At 72.7% G+C, this 23,088-nt stretch carries 23 protein-coding genes and 1 pseudogene; 15 read left to right on the top strand and 9 right to left on the bottom strand.

Annotated elements, in window-relative coordinates:
* The first annotated feature begins 107 nt into the window (after positions 1-107).
* The 5 genes from gdhA to FOF52_RS04015 all read left to right on the top strand — a co-directional run bounded on the left by gdhA (position 108) and on the right by FOF52_RS04015 (position 6,053).
* The gene (gene gdhA / locus FOF52_RS04035; protein WP_248592487.1) at positions 108-1,466 is read left to right on the top strand and encodes an NADP-specific glutamate dehydrogenase; all 1,359 of its coding nucleotides are present in this window, start codon (positions 108-110) and stop codon (positions 1,464-1,466) included.
* 137 nt (positions 1,467-1,603) lie between these two features.
* The gene (locus FOF52_RS04030) at positions 1,604-2,314 is read left to right on the top strand and encodes a cell wall anchor protein (protein ID WP_248592486.1); all 711 of its coding nucleotides are present in this window, start codon (positions 1,604-1,606) and stop codon (positions 2,312-2,314) included.
* A gap of 24 nt (positions 2,315-2,338) precedes the next feature.
* Positions 2,339-3,076: a VldE C-terminal domain-containing protein gene (locus tag FOF52_RS04025; protein ID WP_248592485.1), complete on the top strand. Its 738-nt coding sequence runs from the start codon at positions 2,339-2,341 to the stop codon at positions 3,074-3,076.
* Positions 3,073-4,614, top strand: a complete 1,542-nt coding sequence (locus tag FOF52_RS04020) for a TldD/PmbA family protein (protein WP_425265527.1) — start codon at positions 3,073-3,075, stop codon at positions 4,612-4,614. The genes FOF52_RS04025 and FOF52_RS04020 overlap by 4 nt, the downstream gene beginning before the upstream one ends.
* A 35-nt stretch (positions 4,615-4,649) precedes the next feature.
* A complete protein-coding gene (locus FOF52_RS04015) occupies positions 4,650-6,053 on the top strand; it encodes a metallopeptidase TldD-related protein (protein WP_248592483.1) in 1,404 nt (467 codons plus the stop codon).
* A 472-nt stretch (positions 6,054-6,525) separates the two neighbouring features.
* Here FOF52_RS04015 and mobA read toward each other — a convergent pair whose 3' ends face one another.
* Positions 6,526-7,071, bottom strand: coding sequence for a molybdenum cofactor guanylyltransferase (gene mobA, locus FOF52_RS04010; protein ID WP_248592482.1), 546 nt, complete (start codon positions 7,069-7,071; stop codon positions 6,526-6,528).
* Between the two features lie 51 nt (positions 7,072-7,122).
* Here mobA and FOF52_RS04005 point away from each other — a divergent pair, with 51 nt between their 5' ends.
* Complete coding sequence (locus FOF52_RS04005; RefSeq protein ID WP_248592481.1) at positions 7,123-7,620, top strand: GNAT family N-acetyltransferase; 498 nt, start codon at positions 7,123-7,125, stop codon at positions 7,618-7,620.
* Positions 7,621-7,675: 55 nt separating this feature from the next.
* On the opposite strand, the gene FOF52_RS04000 is transcribed toward FOF52_RS04005, so the two are convergent.
* The gene (locus FOF52_RS04000) at positions 7,676-8,089 is read right to left on the bottom strand and encodes a hypothetical protein (RefSeq protein ID WP_248592480.1); all 414 of its coding nucleotides are present in this window, start codon (positions 8,087-8,089) and stop codon (positions 7,676-7,678) included.
* Between the two features lie 53 nt (positions 8,090-8,142).
* Positions 8,143-8,760, bottom strand: a complete 618-nt coding sequence (locus tag FOF52_RS03995; protein WP_248592479.1) for a hypothetical protein — start codon at positions 8,758-8,760, stop codon at positions 8,143-8,145.
* Between the two features lie 580 nt (positions 8,761-9,340).
* Between FOF52_RS03995 and FOF52_RS03990 the strand changes: the two genes are divergently transcribed.
* Positions 9,341-9,835 carry a hypothetical protein gene (locus FOF52_RS03990; RefSeq protein ID WP_248592478.1) on the top strand — a complete coding sequence of 165 codons (495 nt, stop codon included), beginning with the start codon at positions 9,341-9,343 and terminating at the stop codon, positions 9,833-9,835.
* Positions 9,836-9,852: 17 nt separating this feature from the next.
* Complete coding sequence (locus FOF52_RS03985) at positions 9,853-10,131, top strand: hypothetical protein (RefSeq protein ID WP_248592477.1); 279 nt, start codon at positions 9,853-9,855, stop codon at positions 10,129-10,131.
* Between the two features lie 45 nt (positions 10,132-10,176).
* Here FOF52_RS03985 and FOF52_RS22115 read toward each other — a convergent pair.
* Positions 10,177-10,287 (bottom strand): annotated as a pseudogene (locus tag FOF52_RS22115) (RtcB family protein); the annotation flags it as partial.
* Between the two features lie 81 nt (positions 10,288-10,368).
* Here FOF52_RS22115 and FOF52_RS03975 point away from each other — a divergent pair.
* From FOF52_RS03975 to FOF52_RS03960, 4 genes are all read left to right on the top strand, one after another.
* On the top strand, positions 10,369-10,755 hold the full coding sequence (locus FOF52_RS03975) for a hypothetical protein (protein WP_011291796.1): 387 nt from the start codon (positions 10,369-10,371) through the stop codon (positions 10,753-10,755).
* A 1,019-nt stretch (positions 10,756-11,774) separates the two neighbouring features.
* A complete protein-coding gene (locus tag FOF52_RS03970) occupies positions 11,775-12,995 on the top strand; it encodes a helix-turn-helix domain-containing protein (protein ID WP_011291794.1) in 1,221 nt (406 codons plus the stop codon).
* A 187-nt stretch (positions 12,996-13,182) separates the two neighbouring features.
* Positions 13,183-13,425: a hypothetical protein gene (locus FOF52_RS03965; protein ID WP_016188610.1), complete on the top strand. Its 243-nt coding sequence runs from the start codon at positions 13,183-13,185 to the stop codon at positions 13,423-13,425.
* A 203-nt stretch (positions 13,426-13,628) separates the two neighbouring features.
* Entirely contained in the window at positions 13,629-14,168 is a 540-nt protein-coding gene (locus FOF52_RS03960; protein WP_011291792.1) for a hypothetical protein, read from the top strand.
* An 86-nt stretch (positions 14,169-14,254) separates the two neighbouring features.
* Here FOF52_RS03960 and FOF52_RS03955 read toward each other — a convergent pair whose 3' ends face one another.
* On the bottom strand, positions 14,255-15,442 hold the full coding sequence (locus FOF52_RS03955; RefSeq protein ID WP_248592475.1) for an RtcB family protein: 1,188 nt from the start codon (positions 15,440-15,442) through the stop codon (positions 14,255-14,257).
* A gap of 1,638 nt (positions 15,443-17,080) precedes the next feature.
* On the opposite strand from FOF52_RS03955, the gene FOF52_RS03950 reads away from it, so the two are divergent.
* A complete protein-coding gene (locus tag FOF52_RS03950; RefSeq protein WP_248592474.1) occupies positions 17,081-18,166 on the top strand; it encodes a winged helix DNA-binding domain-containing protein in 1,086 nt (361 codons plus the stop codon).
* 14 nt (positions 18,167-18,180) lie between these two features.
* Here the strand turns inward: FOF52_RS03950 and FOF52_RS03945 are convergent, their stop codons facing one another.
* Complete coding sequence (locus FOF52_RS03945) at positions 18,181-18,996, bottom strand: cytochrome c oxidase assembly protein (RefSeq protein ID WP_248592473.1); 816 nt, start codon at positions 18,994-18,996, stop codon at positions 18,181-18,183.
* Entirely contained in the window at positions 18,993-19,550 is a 558-nt protein-coding gene (locus FOF52_RS03940) for a DUF2243 domain-containing protein (RefSeq protein WP_248592472.1), read from the bottom strand. Before FOF52_RS03940 ends, FOF52_RS03945 begins: the two co-directional genes overlap by 4 nt.
* 166 nt (positions 19,551-19,716) lie before the next feature.
* Between FOF52_RS03940 and FOF52_RS03935 the strand changes: the two genes are divergently transcribed.
* Together FOF52_RS03935 and FOF52_RS03930 are read left to right on the top strand one after the other, a co-directional pair.
* The gene (locus tag FOF52_RS03935; RefSeq protein WP_068758516.1) at positions 19,717-20,055 is read left to right on the top strand and encodes a hypothetical protein; all 339 of its coding nucleotides are present in this window, start codon (positions 19,717-19,719) and stop codon (positions 20,053-20,055) included.
* 590 nt (positions 20,056-20,645) lie between these two features.
* Positions 20,646-21,275: a hypothetical protein gene (locus FOF52_RS03930; protein WP_248592471.1), complete on the top strand. Its 630-nt coding sequence runs from the start codon at positions 20,646-20,648 to the stop codon at positions 21,273-21,275.
* Positions 21,276-21,355: 80 nt separating this feature from the next.
* On the opposite strand, the gene FOF52_RS03925 is transcribed toward FOF52_RS03930, so the two are convergent.
* Entirely contained in the window at positions 21,356-22,321 is a 966-nt protein-coding gene (locus FOF52_RS03925; protein WP_248592470.1) for a type IV toxin-antitoxin system AbiEi family antitoxin domain-containing protein, read from the bottom strand.
* A 205-nt stretch (positions 22,322-22,526) separates the two neighbouring features.
* Positions 22,527-23,087 carry a GNAT family N-acetyltransferase gene (locus tag FOF52_RS03920; RefSeq protein WP_248592469.1) on the bottom strand — a complete coding sequence of 187 codons (561 nt, stop codon included), beginning with the start codon at positions 23,085-23,087 and terminating at the stop codon, positions 22,527-22,529.
* Position 23,088 lies beyond the last annotated feature (1 nt).

Here is a 23,088-nt window from a genome sequence, read left to right as displayed (position 1 = left end):
CAACGGGGCGCCCGATCACCACCCCACACGGCCACAACCGGTGCTTCCTCCCGGCACGCCCCGAGCCGGGGCGTGCCCGTGAGGCGCGCCCCGACCCGGAGGCGACCATGTCGGCAAATCTCGACGAGAAACTCACTCCGATCTACGAAGAGATCCTGCGGCGCAACCCGGGGGAGATCGAGTTCCACCAGGCGGTACGGGAGGTTCTGGAGAGCCTCGGCCCCGTGGTGGCCAAGCACCCCGAGATCAGCCACGCCAAGATCATCGAGCGGCTGTGCGAGCCGGAGCGGCAGTTGATCTTCCGGGTGCCCTGGACCGACGACTCCGGTGAGATCCACGTCAACCGGGGTTTCCGGGTGGAGTTCAGCAGCACCCTCGGCCCGTACAAGGGCGGGCTGCGCTTCCACCCCTCGGTCAACCTCGGCATCGTCAAGTTCCTCGGCTTCGAGCAGATCTTCAAGAACTCGCTGACCGGGCTGCCGATCGGCGGCGCCAAGGGCGGCAGCGACTTCGACCCCAAGGGGCGCTCCGACGCCGAGATCATGCGGTTCTGCCAGTCCTTCATGACCGAGCTGTACCGGTACCTGGGCGAGTACACCGACGTGCCGGCGGGTGACATCGGCGTGGGCAGCCGCGAGATCGGCTACCTGTTCGGCCAGTACAAGCGGATCACCAACCGCTACGAGTCGGGGGTGCTCACCGGCAAGGGGCTGAGCTGGGGCGGCTCCCAGGTCCGCCGGGAGGCCACCGGCTACGGCTGTGTCATGTTCACCGCCGAGATGCTGCGGGCCCGCGGCGACTCCCTGGAGGGCAAGCGGGTCGCGGTGTCCGGCGCGGGCAACGTGGCGATCTACGCGATCGAGAAGGCCCAGCAGCTCGGCGCGCACGTGGTGACCTGCTCCGACTCCAACGGCTACGTGGTGGACGAGAAGGGCATCGACCTGGAGCTGCTCAAGCAGGTCAAGGAGGTCGAACGCGGGCGGGTGTCCGACTACGCCAAGCGGCGCGGGTCGCACGTCCGCTACATCGACTCCGCCTCCTCCAGCGTCTGGGAGGTGCCCTGCGACGTGGCGCTGCCGTCGGCCACGCAGAACGAGCTGACCGGGCGCGACGCCGCCGCCCTGGTGCGCAACGGCGTCATGGCCGTGGCCGAGGGCGCGAACATGCCCACCACCCCCGAGGGGATCCGGGTGTTCTCCGAGGCCGGGGTGGCGTTCGCGCCGGGCAAGGCCGCCAACGCAGGCGGGGTGGCCACCAGTGCGCTGGAGATGCAGCAGAACGCCTCCCGCGACTCCTGGAGCTTCGAGCACACGGAGCGGCGGCTCGCGGAGATCATGCGCCACATCCACGACACCTGCTACGAGACGGCCGACCGCTACGGGCGTCCCGGCGACTACGTCGCGGGCGCCAACATCGCCGGGTTCGAGATGGTCGCCGAGGCGATGCTCGCTCAGGGACTGATCTGACCGGCCCGGACGGGACCCGTCGCAGGGGCGCACCCGGAAGCGTCGCGCTCCGCACCGCTCCCCTTCCGGAGCGTTGCCAGCGCCGCGGCTCCGTGTGAAGATGCGGGGGTCCGCGACGTGTGGGACGGAGCCCCCTCATGGCCACCAACCAGCTGTGGGTCCTGATCGGTCTGGGAGTCTTCCACGGGCTGCACCCCGGGATGGGGTGGCTGCTCGCGGTCTCGCGCGGCCTGCAGGAACGCAGCCGCGCCGCGGTGGTGGGCGCCCTGCCGCTGCTGGCGCTGGGACACGCGGCCTCGGTGGGGCTGGTGGCGGTCGCGGTGACCGTGACGGACGCGGTGGCGGATTCCGGCCTCTTCCCCGTGGGCGGCGCCGCAGTGCTGGTCGCCTCCGGCCTGTGGTTCCTGCTGCGGCCCCTGGCCCACCGCGGCCACAGCCCCGACGCGCGCCTGTCGCCGTGGCAGCTGGTCGCCGTCTCCTTCCTGATGGCGTGCGCGCACGGTTCGGGGCTGATGCTGCTGCCGGTGCTGGCGGGACAGCTGGACCACGGCGCGCACGTCCACGGCGGCGCGGCCCCCGCTCCAGCCGATGCCGGGGAGGCCGCCGCGGGCGGGGCGGACGTGGCCGGTTCCGGCCACGTCGACCTGCTGGACGCGACCCTGCTGGGACTGGCCGCCACGGGCGTGCACACGCTGGCGATGCTGGCCGCGGCGGGCATCGCGGCGCTGGTCGTGCACGACTTCTTCGCCGTGCACGCGCTGCGGCTGCGCTGGGCGACCATGGACCGCGTCTGGGGGCTGACCCTCGTGGCGGGCGGCGTCTTCGTCCTGTGGGGCGCGTGGTGGTGAGGCGGGGCGGCTATCGTCGGGGGCATGACGAGACGGTGGCGGGGCCCGGTGGCGGTGCTCGCGGTCGTGGCGCTGCTCGTCGCGGGCGCGGTCGCGGGCGGGTCGTGGCTGCTGCGCAGGGCGGGCGTCGACACACTCGCCCCGTGGTGGGGGCCCGACTGCACGGTCCTGGTCGCCGGGGAGCGTGTCGGCCTGGACCGGGAGCAGGCGATGGCCGCCACCACCGCGGCCGTGCGGCGCCTCCGCGGGGAAGCCGCCGCGGACGTCGACGGTGTGCCCCCGGAGGCGGTGGCCGCCCTGGCGGAGGGGCCCGCGGACGGTCCCGGGCCGGTGCTCACCTGCTTCTCCGGTTCCGACGCCGAGCTCCCCGAGGAGGCGATGGGGCCCTCGGGGCTGACCCCGCGCGCCGAGACGCTGCTCGCGGAGATGACCGAGGTGCACGGCGAGCTGAGCCTCGGCGGCTTCCAGCCGGGCGGGGTCAGCGACGGCCACGGCGCGGACTCCACGCACTACCGCGGCGAGGCCGTCGACGTGTTCTTCCGCCCCGTCAGCGAGGAGAACCGGCGCCGGGGCTGGCTGCTGGCGCAGTGGCTGGTGGCGCACGCCGAACGGCTGGAGGTGTCGGTGGTGATCTTCGACGACCGGATCTGGAGCACCCGGTTCGCCCTGGCCGGCTGGCGGCCCTACACCTCCTCCGACGTGGCCAACGACATCCTGCAGCACCGCGACCACGTCCACGTCGACGTGCGGCGCGGCACATGAATCGGCCGCCTTCACCTGACAGGGGCGGCAGAACGCGTTACGTTTCCACCGTGCGCGAAATCGATCCCGAATTCCTCTCCCTTCCGCTACGCTCCCTCGCCGACGCGGCGTTGCAGCGTGCCCGCGACCTCGGCGCCGACCACGCCGACTTCCGACTCGAACGCATCCGCGGCCGCCACCTCGTGCTGGCCGACGGTTCCGTGGAGACCGCCCAGGAGACCGACACGCTCGGTTTCGCGGTGCGGGTGGTCCACAACGGCGCGTGGGGGTTCGCCGCGGGGACGGAGCTGGTCCCCGACGCCGCCGCCGCGGTCGCCGCGCAGGCCGTCGAGGTCGCCAAGCTCGCGTCGGTGCTCAGCAGCGACCGCGTGGAGCTGGCCCCCGAACCCGCCCACCCGGACGCCGTGTGGGTCTCCTCCTACGAGGTCGACCCGTTCACGGTCCCGCTGCGCGACACCGCCGACCAGCTCGCCGAGTGGAGCCGCCGCCTGCTGGCCGACCCCCGGGTGGACCACGTCGACGCGAGCCTGCTGGCGGCCAAGGAGCAGAAGTTCTACGCCGACACCGCCGGAACCGTGACCACCCAGCAGCGGGTGCGCCTGCACCCGGTGGTGGAGGTGATGTCCACCGCCCAGGGGCGGCTGGAGAGCATGCGGACCCTCTCCCCGCCGGTGGGGCAGGGCCAGGAGTACCTGCCGACGGTGGAGGCCGAACTCGCCGAGCTGCCCGAACTGCTGGCCGAGAAGGTCGCCGCGCCCGGGGTGGAGCCGGGCGTCTACGACCTGGTCATCGACCCGTCCAACCTGTGGCTGACGATCCACGAGTCCATCGGGCACGCCACCGAACTGGACCGCGCCCTCGGCTACGAGGCCGCCTACGCGGGCACCTCCTTCGCCACGCCCGACCAGGTCGGCTCGCTGCGCTACGGTTCGGAGATCATGAACGTCACCGGAGACCGCACCGTCGAGCACGGCCTGGCCACCATCGGCTACGACGACGAGGGCGTGGCCACCTCGTCGTTCCCCCTGGTGACCGAGGGGGTGCTCACCGGGTTCCAGCGGGACCGGCGCATCTCGCACCTGACGGGCCACGAGCGTTCCAACGGCTGCGCGTTCGCCGACTCCCCGGCGACCATGCCGATCCAGCGCATGGCCAACGTCTCGCTCCAGCCCGACCCGCGCGGCCCCGACACCCGGGAGCTGATCCGCCAGGTCGACGACGGCCTCTACATCGTGGGCGACCGCAGCTGGTCGATCGACATGCAGCGGTACAACTTCCAGTTCACCGGGCAGCGCTTCTACCGGATCCGGGACGGCCGCATCACCCACCAGGTGCGTGACGTGGCCTACCAGGCGACCACCACCGAGTTCTGGAACTCGCTGCGCGCCCTGGGCGGCCCCGAGACCTACGTGCTGGGCGGGGCGTTCAACTGCGGCAAGGGCCAGCCCGGACAGGTCGCCCCGGTCAGCCACGGCTGTCCCAGCGCCCTGTTCGAGGCGGTGCGGGTGCTCAACACCGCCCGGGAGGCCCGGTCGTGAACGGCGCGCACTCCTTGCAACCGAAGGGAACAACCGTGAGCCAGTCGCTGTCCGCGCAGGCCGTGACCGAGCGCGCGCTGGAGCTGTCGCGCGCCGACGACTGCATGGTGCTGGTGACCGAGACCAGCACGGCCAACCTGCGCTGGGCCAACAACTCGCTGACCACCAACGGGGTCACCCGGAGCCGCTCGGTCACGGTGATCTCGCTGGTGACGGACTCCGCGGGGGTCCGGGTGGGCTCGGTGACCCGCAGCGGGCTGCGCGACGACCAGCTGGAGGAACTGGTGCGCGCCTCCGAGGAGGCCGCGCGCGGGGCGGCGCCCGCCGAGGGGGCGCACCCGCTGCCGGACCCCGGTTCCGCGGGCCGCTCCACGTGCGCCTGGGACGCCCCGGTCCCCGCCTCCGACATCGGGGTGTTCTCCGACTTCGCGCCGGAGCTGGGCAAGGCGTTCCAACGGTCCGTGCAGGCGGGGGTGCGGCTGTACGGCTACGCGCAGCACTCGCTGTCCGCCACCTTCCTGGGCTCCTCCACGGGGCTGCGGCTCCGCCACGACCAGCCGTCCGGCAGCCTCGACCTCAACGCCAAGTCCGAGGGCCCGCACCACTCCACCTGGGTGGGTCAGGCCACGCGCGACTTCACCGACGTCGACGTCGCGGCGCTGGAGGCCGAGCTGGAGCGGCGGATCGCCTGGGCGCGCACCACCGTGGAGCTGCCCGCGGGACGCTACGAGACGCTGCTGCCGCCCGCCGCAGTCGCCGACCTGATGACCGACCTGTACTGGGGTCTGGGGGCGCGCGACGCCTTCGAGGGGCGCACGGCCTTCTCCTCGCCGCGGGGCGGCACCCGGGTGGGCGAGCGGCTGTCCCCGCTGCCGCTGCGGCTGCGTTCCGACCCGGCCGAGCCCGGGCTGGAGTGCGCGCCGTTCGTGCTGGCCGACGCGCCGGGGCGGCGGATCAGCGCCTTCGACAACGGAAGACCGGTCGGCGCGACCGAGTGGATCAGCGACGGCGAACTGGCGCGGCTGGTGCAGACCTACGACTCGGCGACACTGACCGCGCTGCCGCTGACGCCGGAGGCCGACAACCTGGTCCTGGAGCTGCCGGGGGCGACGGCGTCCCTGGACGACATGGTGGCCGCCACCGAGCGGGGGCTGCTGCTGACCTGCCTGTGGTACATCAGGATGGTGGATCCGCGGACCATGCTCCTCACGGGTCTCACCCGCGACGGGGTGTACCTGGTCGAGGACGGCGAGGTGCGGGGGGCGGTGAACAACTTCCGGTTCAACGAGTCGCCGGTGAGCCTGCTGGAGCGGGTGAGCGAGGTCGGCCGGACGACTCCGACGTTCTCCCGCGAGTTCGGCGAGTACTTCCCGCGGACCGCGATGCCGCCGGTGCGCGTCCCGGATTTCAACATGTCGTCGGTGAGCCAGGCTTCCTGAGCTGCCTGTCCGGTGTGCGACGGCCGGGACGTCCGTTTTCCGTGCCGTCGCACATTGGCTCCGTTTTGGTTGATCTTTTGAACAATTCGTGCTCCACGCCTCCCGCTCCGCAAAACGGGGCCTCGTCGGCAAACCCCGTGGAATCAGCGGAACTCTCCCGAGATCCCGTCGTAATAGACTCTTGACGTAATTTAGGGCACAGCGGTGTAGATTAGTCACCAGCGCCTCAGTCCCCCGCTGAGGCGTACAGACCGGTGTTTCGAGCCCCCGTCGAAACACCGATCACGACGTCGGGTGGTTTGCCCCCGTAGCCACCCGGCGTCGTTTTTCTTTTTGCCCGCCTCCTAGGCGCGCTTTCTTCGCCACGGTGCGTCAGAAAAACCGCGGCGACGCCCGGGATGCCTGGAATCCGGTTCGGATCGGCGTGGCCGCGGCCGTGTTCCCGCCGGGCGGCGCACTTTCCCCGCGGTGCTCACCGGTCGCGGCGGGCCCGCGCCAACTCCTCGGGCGTGTCGCAGTCCCGGGCGGCCTCCGCAAACGCCACCCGGGCCGGCCCCAGGGGGGCGAGCAGGCCGCGCAGCGAACTCCCGGCGTAGTCGGCGACGGCGGCGCGCACCGCCGCGGTGCGCCACACCCCCGCCAGCCACTGCGGCTGCCCCTCCGCGTCCACCAGGACGGCCCCGGCCCCGGGGGCGGCGGCCGCGCGCAGTGCCGCCACCGCAGCGCCGTCGAGGAACGGCATGTCGGCGGCCAGCAGCGCGAACCAGGCCGAGCCGACCTCGGCCAGGCCGGTGCGCAGGGCGGGCAGCGGCCCCGCGCCGGGCGGGTCCTCGCGGACGTAGCGGGCCGGCGGGCTGGGACGCGCCGGCCCCACCACGACGACCGCGGAGGCCTCGTGCACCGCCTCGACCACCCACTCCAGCATGGCGCGCCCGCCCACCCGCAGGCCGGGCTTGTCGACGCCGCCCAGCCGCCGCGCCGCCCCGCCCGCCAGGATCACCGCGTCGAAACCGTCCACTCCCGCTCCCCGTCGTCCCGTGCCGTGCGGTCCCTACGGTTTCATGGACCCATGCTGGTCCGTAACGCCCGCCCCGACGAGCTGCCCCGTGTCGGCGAACTGCGCGTACGCGCCTACACCGAGCAGGGAGTGCTCGCCCCCGACTCCCCCTACGCCCCCGTGCTGCGTGCCCTGGGCACCAGCGGCATCGGGGAGGTGCTGGTCGCCGTGGACGGCGACGACCTCCTCGGTACCGTCACGCTGCGCCCCTTCCAAGAGGACAGCGAGATCACCGTCTCCCCGGACGAGGCCGAGGTGCGTGCGCTGGCCGTGGCGCCGCACGCGCAGCGGCGCGGCGTGGGCAGGCTGCTGCTGCGCACCGTGGTCGAGCGGGCGGCGCGGGCGGGCACGGCGCACCTGGTGCTGTCCACCCAGCCGGTCATGGTCGCCGCGCGGCGGCTGTACGCCTCGGAGGGGTTCGTCCGGCTCCCGGAACGCGACTGGAGCCCGCAGCCGGGACTGCCCCTGCTCGCCTACGGGCTGCGGCTGGACTCCGCGCGGCGGGACTGAGCCGCCGGCCCCTCGGCCCCGCCGCGCTGTGCGGACACGGCGGCCGCCGCACGGGTCACCACGGCGTCATGGTGAGCTGGTCGAGCAGGGAGCGGTACTCCCGCAGCGCCACGCGCAGCCGCTCGGTGTCGCCGCCGCCCTCGCTGCGCCGCTGCCAGCTCGACTCGATGCGCCGCCTGCGTTCGTTGAGGCGGGCGGTGAGCTGTTCGATGGCTTCGCCGACGAGACCGTCGGCGGCGGCGACACTGGCACGCGGGTCGTCGACGAAGTCGCTCTGGATCCTGCGCCAGCGGGCCTGGAACCGGTCCGCGCCGGCGGGCTCGTCGGCCTCCTCTGCGGTGCGTGGCCGCGGCGCGGCGAGGCCCCGGTCGGCCCGGCCGCCGGGCTGTGCGGTGTGCTCGGTGGAGTGCGCCGCAGGCGTGTGGGTGTCGGTGCGGACGTCACGGGGTTCGTGCACGTGGTGTGCCACGGTCGTCGCCTCCTCGGTGCCGTGGTGTGGCGGTCGCTGTCGTGCCCCGGTCCTCAGCGGCGGTGCCGGCCGGTTGCGGCGGTCGGGTCGCGTTCGGCGCTGTCGCGGGGCGCCGGGACGGCGTGCCGTCCCGAGGGCTGCTCGCCGCGGGCGGTGTGGCCCAGCAGTTCGGCGAAGAGCGCGCGGTAGCGGACCATCGCGTCGCGCAGCTCCTCGGTGGTCGCCGCACCGGTGCGGCCGCGTTCGGCGCTCTCGTGGGCGCGCCGGTAGTCGCCGACGACGTCGGCGTGCTCCGCCGACCGGTCGGCGCCGTCGACGGGGTAGCCGCGGTCGGCCATCACCCGGGCCGTGAGCCGGTCGGCGCCGTCCACGGCGGCCACCGGGTCGTCGACGAAGCGTTCCTGGGTGCGCGCCCACTCGTCCTCGTAGCGGGCGCGCTCCTCGGGAGCGAGGTCGCGCAGGCCGGACGCGGAGCGCCGGCTCCTCCGCCCGCGGAGGTCCCGGTCCGCCCGTCCGCGGCCCCGCCGGTCCGCCCCGCGGCCGTGCTCGGGACCGGACCGCTCCCCCGGGTGGTCTCCTCGCTGGTGCTCCCGGAAGACGACGACCGCGGCGGCCGCGATCACCACCAGGCCGAGAAACACCGCGATACCGGTGATCAGGTCGTTGTCCATCGTGTCGTTCCTCGATCGGTTCCGGTGCCGGACTGGGGACGCCCGGCTGTGCGTCTTCACGCCTTGCGTCTGCCCGGACCGCCTCCACGAAAACCCCCGGGGTGTTCGGCGGCGGGGATCACCGCTGGTCGCAGCGGGGAGGACCGGGTCGCGGTCCCCGGTGGAGGCGGGGTGGACGCAGAGGTGTCCGGGGGCGGGACGGCTGTCGGCGGGTGGGGCCCGGTGCGCTCGCACGGCCCGTTCCGGGTCCTGTTCCGCTCCCGTACGGTGTCGGCGCCGGGCGAGTCGGTCACGCTGGTCGCGCTCATGCTGTCCGTCGCGGAGTCGACCGGCCAGGCGCTCGCGGTGGCGGCGCTGCTGCTCGTGGGGGACTTCGTGCCCGCGCTGCCGGCGCCGCTCACCGGGGTGGCGGCCGACCGGTCCGGGCCGCGGCGGGTGATGGTCGGCTGCGGGGCCGTCCGGGCGGCGGTGCCGGCGGCCGCGGCCCTGTGGCTGCCGCCGCTGCTGACGCTGGTCTCGGTGCACCCGGCCGCCGGGCAGGTGTTCCTGGCCTCCTCGCGGGCGGGCGGTGCCCGGACTGGTGCGCGGGCCTGCCCTGGCCTCCGCCAACGCCGCTGTGGGGTTCGACGCGCACGGGGCCGAGGCGCTCGGCCCGCTGCTGGCGGCGGCGCTGTTCCCGCTCGTCGGGATCAGGGGGGCGCTCGCGGTGGCGGCGCTCTGCTTCCTGTGCTCAGCGGTGTGGCTGCCGCCGCTGCCCGCCGGCGGCGGGCAGCGGGCCTTCCGGCCGTGGGCCGGGGCGCGGGACGGCCCGGGGGTGCTGCGGCGCGCCCCGGGTACGGGCGGTGGTGCTGGGGTCCGGCGCGGTGGTCGCCTGCAACGGAATCGACGACGTGGCGCGACACTGCCGACAGCCGAGCCCCTGGGCGCGGACGGCTCTGCGGTGGGGCTGCTGCTCGGCACGGTCGGGATCGGTCTGGCTGCCGGTGACGCGTGGCCGCCCCGGTCCGGGCGGTCCGTCGCGCCGGTGGTGCTGCTGCTCGCCGGGGTCGCGGTGAGCAGTCCGGCACCCTGCTGACCGGTCTGGCGTGGGCGGTGGCGGCGGCCTTCACGGTGCGGGCGGTGCGCGGCGCGGGCATCGCGGCGATGGACGTCGCGGCGACCACCCTGCTGCAGCACGGGGTGGCGCCGCGGGCACCGGGCCGCGGGTTCGGCAACTTCTCCGGGATGTTCGACACGGCCGCGGGCGTGTCCTGCGTGGGCGACGGCCTGCTGCTGGACACGCCCTCGCCGCCGGTGGTGTTCCTGGCCTCGGGGGCGGGCGGCCCGGCGGCCGCGGCCGCGACGGCGCTCCTGCTGCGCCTGCCCTCCTGACACCGCCGGCCCCGCCCTTCGGGCCGCGAAGGGCGGGGCCGGTGGTCAGCCCTTGACGCACACCACCTGCCGCAGGTGCGCCACGACCTCCACCAGGTCGGTCTGGGCCGCGATGACCTCGTTGATGTCCTTGTAGGCGGCGGGGATCTCGTCAAGGAAATACCGACGGGCACCTACTAAGCCCTGAGGGCAGCCACCCACGACCGCCCCACGGATGACCTGCACAGGAGCCTCTCAATGACCGACACCACCTCGCCTGCCCTCACCGGGCAGCCCACCAACTACCCCCTCGGGCGTCTACCGGTCGAAATCGACCCCCGTCGACGAGCGCCAGAACCAGACGAAGTCCACCATGACGCGCTGGCCCCTGCTCCTCATCGCTGCCCCGCCGCAGTAGCCACCTGGTCTGGCTGGGTCGAGTTGGGACGCATGACCGGTTTCGGCGAGGTAGCTCCCCTGCCCGGTATCTGGGACGAGCTGGTGATCAACACCGCCATCACGCTCCCGATCGGTGTGGAAGCCTATGCCGTATATGCGATCGGAGCGTGGATGTCCCTCCGTCGTCTCTCCAGGGGAACCCGCCGGTTTGCGGCTATCTCCGGCAGACGCTGCGTGGCCGAGTGATCCGGTTCCCGGTCCAGGCCGCCCCCGGTGGCATGCCACCCGAGGAACGGCACGGTACGGCAGCCGGTGGCATGCCACCCCCGCCCTCTGTTAGGCGCTGGCAACCGTGCCGGTTGGCACGTGCGTTTGGCAGGCATGGTTTGGCGGAGGGGCGTGCCGACGATTACCGGCGTGTCATCGCGACCGGGCCTGTGTTCGTGGAGAGCGTGCGGTACCGCCGCCGTCGCACGGCATGGGTGGCTGCCGGGGTTGTGGCAGCCGGTGGCATGGTCGACGTCCTGGAGGTGGGCGTGGTCGTGCCAGTTGGCATGCTGGCTGCCGTGGCTGCCACTGGCACCGCCATCGAGGCTCGCCGCCGCCTGCCAGTGGCGAGCCGTTCTCACTGCTTCCTGGCAGGCGTGGCATGCCGACTGAGAACGCGGTGGCGCATGCCCTGCCGCCGCTCGCCTAGGTGGCAGTGTCGCCCCTGCCAAGTACCGGCTGGCAGCTCCGGTCTTGGCGGGCGCTGCCGCCGAGGGGGCGGTTCTACTGGAGCACTTCATTGGTGCGTTCGGTGGGGAGGATCGGCTGTGGGCCGAGGAACTGCGGCAGCGGAACCGGTCCCCGTACCGGAGAGCGACAGCGCTCTCGCGAAGATGCTGCCCCTATGGGATCGGTCCTCGGCAGACGTGGTGCGCGGACGAGACGGGGCGGGATCGCAACCGGCAGGGGGTACCACCGCGCCGGCTTTGAGCAGGCCCTAGACCGAGCCCTGGGTGGACGCTAGAGGTGGGCTGGCCCTCTAGCTCCTCGATCCCGCCTGACCTGGGTTTTAGGGGGTATGGGTGGCTGGTGGATCTAGTGTGGAAGCCGGGTTCGGGCGTTGAGTCGGAAACGGTGAAGCCCTCCCACAAACACCTAGTGGGAGGGCTTCACCGTGCCCATGGCTGGACAGCCCTTCGCGGCCTAACAGGCCCGACGACGAGACCCTGTCCCTATCCTGGGAAGTTGCCACACTTTTCAGGAAAGGCAGGACCTCTATGTCCGAAGGGTACCAAGAGGCGTCATTCGGAAAGCGTGTCCAGGCTATTCGAGAACGGAACGGCATGACCCGTGCCACCCTTGGCGGACTCGTGGGTCGCTCTGCTGAGTGGGTTAAGAGCATCGAAAAGGGGCGTCTTCAGATGCCGCGCCTCGACATGCTCACCCAGTTGGCTGCGGCACTTGGGTGCGACCTTGCGGAGCTGGTCGGCGGAAAGCACCCGATCATCGTCGCCCCCTATGTGAAGGAGGCGCATCCCGCCCTTCTGGAGATACGGGAGGCGCTCACCTCCTATCCGATCGGGCGGGATGAGGAGCCTGCTACTGCGGCAGAGCTTGCCGAGCGGGTGCGGCACGCCTGGATGGTGTGGCATGGCAGCCGCGCCAACCACCGGACCCGTATCGCTGCGCTCCTGCCGCCGTTGCTGGCAGACCTGCGATACGCCGCTCGCGTGCATGAGGGCAAGGAGCGGCGTTCGGTGCTGGCGTCGCTGGCCGAGGCGTACCACCTTGCGCAGTTGTTTCTCAGCTTCCAGCCTGCCCCGGACCTAGTGCTGCTGACGGGTGACCGTGGCATGGAGGCCGCGTTGGAGGCCGACAACCCGAGAGCGATCGCGTCGGCGGCGTGGTACATGAACCACGTCTTCCGTGACGCTGGGGAGAGGCACGAGGCTCGGGTTGAGCTGGCCATGCAGGCCGCACGCCTGCTGGACCCCGAGAAGGACTCCGACGAACTGGCGCGGTGGGGACTGCTGCACCTGGCGGTCGCCCTGTCCTACGCGAAGGTTGGACGCGCTGGCGATGCGTGGCGCTACTGGGACATCGCGTATGAAGCGGCCCAGAAGCTGGGGCGGTCGTATGCGCACCCGTACCTGATCTTCGGTATGGGCATTGTCGAGGGCTATGCGGTGACGATGCATGACGACCTCATGCAGGGCGGGAAGGCGGTGGAGGCCGCCGCGAAGGTCGACCTGGGGCTGATCCCGTCGGCGACCCGGCGGGCGTTCCACATCATCGAGACGGCGCGTGGGCACTGGCAGCGCGGCGAACAGGCTGCCGTGGTTCACCTGCTGAACAAGGCTCATCGAGAGAGCCCGGAGACGATTAGGTTCAACATCTTCTCGCGGAGGGCCGTGTCGGACATGGTGTCGAACCCTCCGTCGATGTTGCGCGAGGACGTGGACAGTCTGGCCCAGAAGCTGGGGGTCGTAGCCCGGTAGGAGTCCAAACTGTACCCCTTGAGGTAGGGGTACCGACTGTCCCTTGAGCCGCCTGGTTCAGCCATACGGTCTTGGCATGGCCATTATTGGTTTAGGAGCAGTCGTGCGTTCCGACCCGGACCGGGCGGCTCGTGCTTTCTGCCGCCGCACTCCTGGGTGGAAGTGCCGATAGATTCCAGAGTCGGGGGTGTTCGAAGCGTGGACCTTCCGGCGTGGTCAACGGATCGTTCTCCGCGATGCTGATCTGAGCGTCTTGGAGGCTGTCGCCGACGGACGCTTGAGCTTGGAGGAGAGGCTCACCGAGGACCTCGCCAAGTTGATCCGCGAGGGGATCGAGAAGGGCGTGTTTGCGTCCTCCGAGGTCCCGGAAAGCCTGCTTGGTTCTTGGGGTGATGTCTTGCACCCGAGCGCCGGGGAGGGTTCGGGTTGATGCGCTTCGTAGCTTTGTACGGAGGTCCCCTCGACGGCGCTTGTGTCCCTGCCACGCCGATTGAAGCCTACGTTCGCCAGGGGGTTACCCGCATCCTGTTCCGGGAGCGAAGACCGGGAGGAGCTGCCGGGTTGTATCAGCTCGTCCACGGCCGGTGGACCTTTGACAGCAGGACGCCTCTATCCGATTGACGACAAGGAATCATGGAAGACATCCCCTGGGAAGACGAGAACCGCGCTGACCTGATCACCACGGACGAAGCCTTGGAGCTGCTCGCGTACTACGACATCCCCGAAGAAACCATGCAGGAGTGGGTGAAGAGCGGAACGCTCGAACAAGTCCTCACTTCTGACGGTGCGGTCCGGTATCGCCGGAAGGATATCCTCGCACTTCAGCAGCACTACTTTCCTGCCGGTGGGGAGCCGGTACCGGTTCCCTCGGCATTGATCGATCTGCGGTCCGCTGTCCTGCGCACCCTGGTGGTTCCGGGGGCGGTGCACATCGAGGTCACCGGTGACGACAGCGTGCACCTCTACCTCGGGGAGAGTGTCCTGGTCGTCCGGGAAAGGGAGCTCGGCAAGACCGGGGTTGACCTTCTCTACCGAATCGGCCAGGCGTTCATCGAAGCGGCAGCCCTCGCCCGCGATCCCGACCGCCTGAAGTCGTGGAAGAGCAACAAGCAGCTCCTCCGCTTGTTGACCAAGGAAGCCACCCGGAAAGGGCCCACCCAGGAGGGAGGGTAGGGTGCCAGCGGCCACGGCCGCCACCGCGGTCCTGCTGTGCCGGGGCCCGTGACGCCGGCGGGCGCCGGCGCCGCGGGCGGGGCGGGTCACCCCTTGACGCACACCACTTGCCGCAGGTGCGTCACCACTTCCACAAGATCAGTCTGGGCGGCGATCACCTCGTTGATGTCCTTGTACGCCGCGGGGATCTCATCGACCACGCCGAGATCCTTGCGGCACTCCACTCCCCTGGTCTGTTCGACCAGGTCGGCCTGGGTGAAGGTCTTGCGGGCCCGGGTCCGGCTCATGCGGCGGCCCGCGCCGTGCGAGGCGGAGTTGTACGACGCCGGGTTGCCCAGGCCGCGCACGATGTAGGTGCCGGTGGCCATCGATCCGGGGATGATCCCCAGGTCGCCGCGGCCAGCGCGGATCGCGCCCTTGCGGGTGACGAGCACGTCGACGCCGTCGTAGGTCTCCTCCGCCACGTAGTTGTGGTGGCAGGAGATCCACTCGGGGAACTCCACCCCGGGGAACTGCTCGCGCAGCACACCGCAGGCCAGGCCCATCATCACCTCGCGGTTGCGGCGCGCGTACTCCTGCGCCCAGAACAGGTCGCGGCGGTAGGCCTCCATCTCGGGCGTGCCCGCGACGAACACCGCGAGGTCGCGGTCGGGCAGGTCCTGGTTGTGCGGCAGTTCGCGGGCCCGGTCGATGTGGTACTTGGCCAGTTCGTTGCCGATGTTGCGCGACCCGGAGTGCAGCACCACCCACACCGCGCCGTCGTCGTCCAGGCACACCTCCAGGAAGTGGTTGCCGCCGCCGAGGGTGCCCATCTGGCAGGCGGCGCGCTCGCGGCGGTCGCGCACCCCCTCGGCGAGGGTGTCGAACCGGGCCCAGAACGCGTCCCAGTCGCGGCTGCGCACCTCCGGGACGCGGCGCACGTCGACGGGGTCGCGGTGCGCGGCGTGGCCGACGGGGACCGCCCGCTCCAGCCCGGACCGCAGCTTCCGCAGGTCGTCGGGCAGGTCCTCGGCACGCAGCGAGGTCCGCACCGCGGTCATGCCGCAGCCGATGTCGACGCCGACGGCGGCCGGGGAGACCGCGTCGCGCATCGCGATGACCGAGCCGACGGTGGCGCCCTTGCCGTAGTGCACGTCCGGCATGACGGCCAGCCCGTGCACCCACGGCAGCGTGGTGACGTTGTGGAGCTGCTCCATGGCCTGCTGCTCCACCGTGTTCGGGTCGGTCCACATCCGGATCGGGACGCGCGCTCCCGGAACCTCGGTGTAGGGCATGAGCCACCTCCTCAGGGGTTGACACGGGGCCGTGCCGACCGCTCCGGGGTCGGCTCCCCACCATGACGCCAGATCCGCCCCGGCGGGGCAACCGGTTTTCCCCGCCACTGCCCGCTCGGGGCCTCGTGCAACACCCCGCCGCGCGGTCTGCGCGGAGCGGGGACGCCGGACGCCCGGGCCGCTCAGCGGTCCGGGTCGGTGCGGGAGGCGACGCGCAGGGCGAACTCCGGTGCGTCGACCAGGCAGGCCAGGGCCTCGGTGCGGTGGGGTGGGCGGCGCCCGCCCCGGCGACGTCCACCGCGACCGCCTCCGGGGCCGCGGCCGCGCGGCGCTCCTGCTCCTCCAGCGCGGCGGCCCGCACCCGCGCCGCGTAGGACTCCAGCAGTTCGATCCGCCCGGTCACCTCCACCACGTCCTGCTCCAGCACCGCGCGGGCCTGTTCGGCCGCGGCGCGGCTGCGCTCCCCCGGGGTGGGGGTGGTGTCGATGCGCCGCCTGGCCCCGGACCGGCGCAGCAGGCTCTCGGCCACGGCCCCCTCCACGTCGGCGAGGACCACCCGGTCGCGCGTCCCGTCCAGCAGCAGTCCCCGGTGGTGCAGCGGCGAGTCCAGCACCGCGTCCACCTCCTCCTGCGTCCGCCGCAGCGGTTCCCGTGCGGGGGCGTCGAGCATGTCGGCGGTGACGCGCCGCTCCTCCGGGGCCGCGGCGGGCGGCCGGGGTTCCGGCCGCCGGACCCGTCCGGTGCGGTTCCCGACGGCCCAGGACAGGCCGAGGACCGCGCCCCAGACCGTCAGGGCCGTGAGGAACACGGGTCCGCCTCCCGTCGAGGACAGGACGGGGACGGCCAGCAGCCCGCCCACGGCGACCACGAGTGCGGCTCCGCCTTCCAGCAGCGTGAGCGGGACCCCCGCCCCGGCCCCTCCCGGCCGTCGCGGGGGCGCCGCCCGTCCGCTCCGCCCGGTCGACGACGAGGTCGGGGTGGACGGTGGCCCGCCGCGGGGCGCCCGTCCCGGAAACGGGCCGCTGTCCGGTTCCCGCCGGCCCCGGCGCCTCCGACTCCAGCAGTCCCGTGCGGACCTCGCGGCCGGACGGGGTGAGCGTCCACCGGCCCGACTCCGGATCGTAGACGACCAGGCCGAGTTGCCTCAGCCGGGTCGCGGCCCCGGTGGAGCCGTGTCCTCGGCGCAGTCTCAGCAGTGCCGGCTCCGCGGCCGCGGTCTCCGCGTCGCGGAGGGCCGCCGCCGGGTCGGGGGTGATCCGGACGGTCGTTCCGGTGGGGAGCGTGAGCCGCACTGCCGCCCTTTCCGTGGGGGTTCCGGTCCTCTCAGAGAGGATGTCGCCGCTGTCGCCCACCCGGTTCCGGAGAGTGAGGACGTGCTGCTCTGCCATCGAACCGTACAGGGCTGGAGCAGTCGGATCATACGGCACAATAGGCACGTCAGCGGCTTCTTTGGTATCCGAGGGCGGATGCCGCTGACCCGACTCCGGGGGTGGGTCCCACCCCCGGAGTTTTTCCGTCTCCCGCCGCTTCCGCCCCCGGAACTCTCTTCGGATTCCGGACAGGAACCGGCCGCAACGGCTTCTAGTCTGGGGCTGTGCGGTGGGCGTCCGACCCCCGCGCGGAAAGGCAGCGGACACCATGACACCCCTGGGACGCCGCGCCCTGAACCGGGCGACCCTGGAGCGGCAGCTGCTGCTGCGCCGCACCGACCGCTCCGCGTCGGAGGTGGTCGCCCACCTGGTCGGCCTGCAGGGCCAGGACCCCGACCCGCCGTACCTGGGGCTGTGGAACCGCATCACCGGTTTCACCGTCGAGGACCTGGCCCGCCTGCTGTACGGGCGCCGGGTGGTCCGCGCGACCCTGTTCCGAGGCACCCAGCACCTGCTGGCCGCCGACGACTACCTGTGGATCCGGCCGCTGCTGCAACCGGTGCAGGAACGCGTCTGGCGGGGGCACTTCCAACGGGCGCTGGCCGGGATCGACCCGGTCGACCTGGCCGCCGCCGCACGCGAACTCCTGGACGGCCGGGTGGTGCCGCGCCCCGAACTGGGCCGGGCACTGGCCGAGCGGTGGCCCGGCCGCGACCCCGTGGCGCTGGCCCGCTCCGTGCAGCACCTGCTGCCGATCCTGCACCCGCCGCCCGACGGCCTGTGGCGGCGGCACGGCCCCACCCCGTTCACGCTCGCCGAGCAGTGGCTGGGCCGCCCCCTGGCGGACCGCCCCGCACCGGGCGACCTGGTGCTGCGCTACCTGGCGGCGTTCGGTCCGGCCACGGTCGCCGACGTGCAGGCGTGGAGCGGCCTGACCCGGCTGCGCGAGGTGGTCGAGGAACTGCGGCCGCGGTTGCGCGTGTTCCGCGGCGAGGACGGGCGGGAACTGTTCGACCTGCCCGATGCGCCGCTGCCCGACCCGGACACGGCCGCGCCCGCGCGGTTCCTGGCCCTGCTGGACAACGTGGTGCTCGCCCACGCCGACCGCAGCCGCCTGATGACCGACGAGCAGCGCGCCCACGTCGGCTGGGAGCCGGTGCTGCTCGTAGACGGCTTCGTGCGCGGCCTGTGGCACCTGCGGCGCGGCCGCGGCGAGGCGGTGCTGACGGTGCGGCTCTTCGCCCCGCTGTCGGCCGCCCAGCGGGCCGAGGTCGCCGAGGAGGCCGCGGCCCTGCTGCGGTTCGCTGCGGAAGGAGACCGGCACGACCTGCGGTTGCGCCCGGTACAGGAGTGAGGCGGCCCGGCCCCTCACGGGTGCTCTCCGCGCACCGGCACGACACGCCCGGCTCCCCCGGCACTCCCCCGGACGCGGCGGTCGGGCCGCCAGGTGAGCAGCAGCGCCAGGGCCAGCAGGAGTTCGGCGATGTCGCCGCCGTAGTACATCAGTTCCGCACCGCCGCGCACCTGGTCGGCGGGAGCGTCCACCGCCACGAGCAGTCCGGCGTACATCAGCTGCGCCAGGGCGGCGTGCGCGGCGACGGCCACGCCCAGCACGACCAGGCGCACCGGGACCGACGGCCGCCGCGGCGCGGGGTCGGGGCCGGCGACCACCCACGCGAACAGGACACCGGAGAGCAGGAAGTGCAGGTGCACCAGGTGGTGCAGGAGCGGGTGGTGCCCGGTCGCGGCGTACAGCGGGGTGAAGTACAGCGCGGCGAGCCCGCCGACGGTGAGCAGCAGCGCGGTGACCGGGTGGGCGAGCAGCCGCACCGGAGCCAGGTGCAGCAGGCGGCCGATCCGCTGCCCGGTGCGGGACGGCACCGAGCGCAGCAGCAGGGTGACCGGGGCGGCCAGCACCAGGCCCAGCGGCGCGACCATGCCGATGAGCAGGTGCTGGAGCATGTGGCGGCGGAAGTCGCCGGCGGCGAAGGGCAGGGCCTGCGGCAGCAGCGCCCACGCCAGCAGCGCGCATCCGGCGAGGAAGGCCGCGGTGCGCCAGGAGCTCCAGCCGCGTGGTTCGCGGCGCCGCCTCCCGGCCAGGACCAGGTAGCCCACCGCGAGCGCGGCGACGGCCGCCACCGGCAGTGTCTCGACGGCGGTGTGCGCGCCGTGCGCGGTGGTCACCGCCGGGCCTCCTCGGCGGACGGCGCCGTCCCGACCGGGACGGCGCCGCGCTGCAGCAGCCACCCGCCGACGGCCAGCAGGACGCCCAGGGCGAGGAACCCCAGGTCCCACCAGAGCTGGTGGGGGCCCGGACGCACGTGGTGGATGCCGAGGACGTGGTGGTCGACGACGCCCTCGACGAGGTTGAACAGGCCCCAGCCGACCAGGACCCAGCCCCACAGCGCCCGCGATCCCCACACCCGGCCGCGGGCCTCGGTCACCCGCGAGTACAGCAGGGCCAGCCCGACCAGCACCGCCAGCCAGACGACCACGTGGAAGACACCGTCCCACACCGTGTTCATCCGCAGGCCCGGCACGGTGTCCGGTGGATAGGGGCGCAGGCCGATGGTGTCGCTGCCGGCACTGGACAGCATGTGGTGCCACTGCAGGATCTGGTGGAGCAGGATGCCGTCGACGAACCCGCCCAGGCCGAAGCCGAGGACGGTGCCGGGCAGCGCGATCTGCGCGCGGCGTGCCCCCGACCGGTGTGCCGTCCGCGATACCCGTGCTGCCACGGCGCCTCCCGTCGCTTCCGGTGGCTGACCCGTTCCGGTTACCCCGCCGCCCTCCCGCTACACACGGGCCCGCCCCGGCGGTGTCCCGGCACCGCCGGGTGGGCGGGACGGGCGCTTCCCCGGCCGGCGACGGGTGACTGTCACCGGTCGCCGCCATGATGGGGCCATGCGACGTTGTGACCACTGCGACCTGCTCGTCGGCGCCGGATGCGCCTGTTCCCCGTCTCGGCGTCCCGCCTCGGAGCACAGCGGGGCCCCGGAGTCCGGGACGTCCCCGGACAGCGGTTTTCCGCCCGGCACGATCCTGATCTCCCCGCGCAGAATCGCCCACCGGCTGGGCTGCACGCACCAGTCCGACTCCGAGATCGCGGCCCCGCTGTGGGGGTGGATCATCGACCCCGACCCGCACCTGTGGCGGCGCATCAGCCCCACCAACCCCGCCCGCGCCACGCACGGCAACACCGACCGCTCCGCGGTGCGGCGCTGCCAGAGCTGCGACTCCTGACCGGTCCGCCGCCGCGTCCGGAACGGACGGCACCGCGGGCGGACCGGGTGGTGCCGGTGGAGGGGCCGCGGTGCCGGGCACGCAGGCCCGGAGCGTACCGGAGGCCGTGTGGTTCACCCCCACGCCGGTGGCAGCCCGACACGGGCGGCGACGGCTTGTGGGGCGAGGGTGCGGCTCGACGAACCGGACCCCCGGTCCCGTCGCCTCTCCCCGGCTGCTCCCGCTTCCGAACCCGCCCTCGGCGCTCCCGCGACCGGCGGCACGACCACGGATCGCCGGTCCTCGACGATTGTCCGCTTCCGGCCAGTTTTTACTGTCACCTTGCTCCGCGACGCCCGGTCTGTTGGGTTAACAGACGACTGCCGGCGAGAACCGGAGGATGGCGTGGCGCGCTTCTCACCATTCCCGAAGACGGCACCGCCCCGGCCCCGGGGGTGCTGCCGCGGCCGTTCCCCGCAGCCGGCCGGGAACGGCGACGCCTCCCCCCTGTGCGCCGCGGCCGTTCGGACGGCCCCGGCCGTGGCGCCGGTTCTGTGGTCGCCCCACCGGCTCGGCGGCGGGACCGCACCGTACGGAGACGGGGCGTCCGCATGAACCGGGGGTGGACCGAGTGGCTGGTCGCGCTGCTGTTCGCGGTCGGGGCTCCGGTCGCCGGACTGGTGCTCGTCGTCGTCAGCACGGCCCTGGAGGTCGCGTACGGTCCCGCGTGGCTGGCCGAGAACCAGGTCGGAGGCACGCTGATAGGCCTGCTCAGGTTCACCGGGTACGCCCTGGTGCTGCTCCCCCAGCTCCGGTACACCAGCTTCGTGGTGCTCTTCGGGTCCTCCCTCGCCTTCGTCCTCGGCCTGTTCATGATCACCGACACGATCGAGGAGCGCGTGCTGCACGCACGCGGGGTGACCGACGCGTGCGTGGTGCTCCAGGTCGACAGCCGGGTGGAGACCTCGACCGACAGCGAGGAGAACACGACCGCCCGCACCTACTACGACCACACGCTGGACTGCCTGAACGCGTTGGCCACCGAGCTGACCACCGGCAGCCGGGTGTCCGAGGAGGGCGAAGAGGTCGACGTCCGCTACGACCCCGCCGACCCCCGTCCCGCCGACTCCGTGGACGAGCCGCCCGGCCTGCTGTGGCCCGGCGTCGCACTGTTCGGTGTCGGGATCGTGCTCCGCCTGCTCAGCGAACTGGGCGTCCCGGTGCTCCGCAACGAGTCCTAGGGCCTCGGCCGGGGCCGCCGTCCCGGACCGGCCTGTGCCCAGAGCCGCCTTCAGCGCCCTCCGTGTCCCCGACGGCATGGTCACCGGACTCCCCCGCCCGCTCCGGCGACCGTGGCGAGGATGTATCCGGGCCGTTTCAGGTCCTCCCAGGTGAAGCGGACGATCCGCACCCCCGGGACGTGCGCCTGCAGGGCGTTCTGGCGGACCCGGTCGCGGGCCAGCGCCTCGGGGAGGCTGTGCGGGCCCAGCCCGTCGGCCTCGCCGACGAGCCGCCGGTCGGCCCACCAGAAGTCGACGCGCGCCAGCAGGTTGCCCCGCTCGTCGTGGAACGGGTGCTGCAGGTCGCTGGGCGGCAGTCCGCCGTCGACGCAGACCAGGCGCACCCGGGTCTCCAGCGGGCTCTGCGCGCGCCCGTCCGCCAGCGACCACCACGGCCGGCTCCGGCGGCAGCCGCGCCGCCCCCGGTTGGCGGCCTCCAGCGCGGCCAGGTCCTCGGCGCGGACCAGCCGCTGGTGCAGCGCCGAGTCGAGCAGGCACACGGCGGTGGCGCGGTCCACGTCCAGCAGCAGGTCGCGCAGGGTGCGGCCGGGCGTGGTCAGCCGCAGGCCCGAGCCGGTCCGGGCGACCTCCTCGGGCGCGGTGTCCCAGGTGTGCAGCCGGATGCCGGTGATCTGCCGCTGGGCGGCGGGGGCGGGGACGACCATGTGCACCTCCTGGCCGTCCCAGGGCCGCAGCCCCTGCAGGCCCCACAGCCGGGCTGCGGTGTGCGTCCCCGCGAAGGCGGCCGGTCCCAGGGCGAGCTGGGCGGCCATGACCGCCTGGCGCAGCCTCTCCGCCTCGTCGCCCCCGTCGGTGAGGGCGCGCACCGCGTAGACCCGGGGCAGGCGGCGGCGCCACTCCTGTCTGCGGACCAGGCGGCGCACGTCGCCCCGGGGCAGCCCGCAGGAGCGCGCCTGGGCCCAGGTGAGCAGTCCGTGCTGCCGCGCGGCCACGCCCAGGGCCAGGGAGAGGGGAGCGTGGGAACGGTGGAGAGCGGAGGAAACCATGCCCCCACCCTGGCCACCGCACTCGGGCTGCGGCCACCCCGACGCGCGCCCTGTGGACAACCCCGGCCGCGGTGCTACGTGATCATGTCCCCAGTGCCATCACAGACACCCACGATGGCCCCAGAACCATGGTCGTCAGAGCCGCTCTAGGCCACGTCAGCGCGGCGGGGACGGCCGAGGAGCAGGGCGGCGGCGACGGTCAGCCTTACTTCTCTTCAGTCGGCGGGGCGGACCACTCATGAGCGAGAACAGCCCAAACGTCGCTGTCGTGACGGACACCGTTGACCATGACAGCGCTGCGGAGTGTGCCCTCATAGGTCATCCCGAGGCGTCGGGCAAGAGAGCGACCATGCGTGTTGCGCGGGCTGCTCTGGAGTTGAACACGTTGGATTCCCCGCTGGTTGATGGCCCAGTCGATCAGGTGCCGTAGCGCCTGAGTTGCCAATCTTCGGCCATGAGCCTCCGGCACAAGCCACGCACCGACCTCGGCGGTAGCCATGCAGGGGTCGAAGCTTCGGAACATCGCGGCACCAACCAGGTGACCGTTCAGCCAGATCCCTCCGTAATGGCCGGTGTCGCGGACGTGTTGGCGTGTGTACTCCTGGAGGAGACGGCGGGCACCGGTGAGGTCACGGACTCGATCTGCTATGAAAGTCCGCGACGCCAGGTACTCGCGGTTCTCCTCCACACAGGCGAATAGCGCTTCGGCATGCCAGGGCCCCAGCAGACGCAGTTCGGCATCATCGTCGAGAGGAAAGGAGAACATC

The sequence above is a fragment of the Thermobifida alba genome (assembly GCF_023208015.1).
Lineage (GTDB): Bacteria > Actinomycetota > Actinomycetes > Streptosporangiales > Streptosporangiaceae > Thermobifida > Thermobifida alba.
The sequence above is the reverse complement of the archived record's forward strand: the minus strand, read 5'-3'. Positions and strand labels throughout refer to the sequence as shown.

Bases quoted from the DNA above. Each gene is read 5' to 3' on its own strand.
- FOF52_RS03930 (WP_248592471.1), top strand. From the start codon at position 20,646: ATGAACCGGGGGTGGACCGAGTGGCTGGTCGCGCTGCTGTTCGCGGTC.
- FOF52_RS03925 (WP_248592470.1), bottom strand. From the start codon at position 22,321: ATGGTTTCCTCCGCTCTCCACCGTTCCCACGCTCCCCTCTCCCTGGCC.
- FOF52_RS04005 (WP_248592481.1), top strand. From the start codon at position 7,123: ATGCTGGTCCGTAACGCCCGCCCCGACGAGCTGCCCCGTGTCGGCGAA.
- FOF52_RS04030 (WP_248592486.1), top strand. From the start codon at position 1,604: ATGGCCACCAACCAGCTGTGGGTCCTGATCGGTCTGGGAGTCTTCCAC.
- FOF52_RS03955 (WP_248592475.1), bottom strand. From the start codon at position 15,442: ATGCCCTACACCGAGGTTCCGGGAGCGCGCGTCCCGATCCGGATGTGG.
- FOF52_RS03960 (WP_011291792.1), top strand. From the start codon at position 13,629: ATGGAAGACATCCCCTGGGAAGACGAGAACCGCGCTGACCTGATCACC.
- FOF52_RS03975 (WP_011291796.1), top strand. From the start codon at position 10,369: ATGACCGACACCACCTCGCCTGCCCTCACCGGGCAGCCCACCAACTAC.
- FOF52_RS03950 (WP_248592474.1), top strand. From the start codon at position 17,081: ATGACACCCCTGGGACGCCGCGCCCTGAACCGGGCGACCCTGGAGCGG.
- FOF52_RS03935 (WP_068758516.1), top strand. From the start codon at position 19,717: ATGCGACGTTGTGACCACTGCGACCTGCTCGTCGGCGCCGGATGCGCC.
- FOF52_RS03920 (WP_248592469.1), bottom strand. From the start codon at position 23,087: ATGTTCTCCTTTCCTCTCGACGATGATGCCGAACTGCGTCTGCTGGGG.
- FOF52_RS03970 (WP_011291794.1), top strand. From the start codon at position 11,775: ATGTCCGAAGGGTACCAAGAGGCGTCATTCGGAAAGCGTGTCCAGGCT.
- FOF52_RS04025 (WP_248592485.1), top strand. From the start codon at position 2,339: ATGACGAGACGGTGGCGGGGCCCGGTGGCGGTGCTCGCGGTCGTGGCG.
- gdhA (WP_248592487.1), top strand. From the start codon at position 108: ATGTCGGCAAATCTCGACGAGAAACTCACTCCGATCTACGAAGAGATC.
- FOF52_RS03995 (WP_248592479.1), bottom strand. From the start codon at position 8,760: ATGGACAACGACCTGATCACCGGTATCGCGGTGTTTCTCGGCCTGGTG.
- FOF52_RS04020 (WP_425265527.1), top strand. From the start codon at position 3,073: ATGAATCGGCCGCCTTCACCTGACAGGGGCGGCAGAACGCGTTACGTT.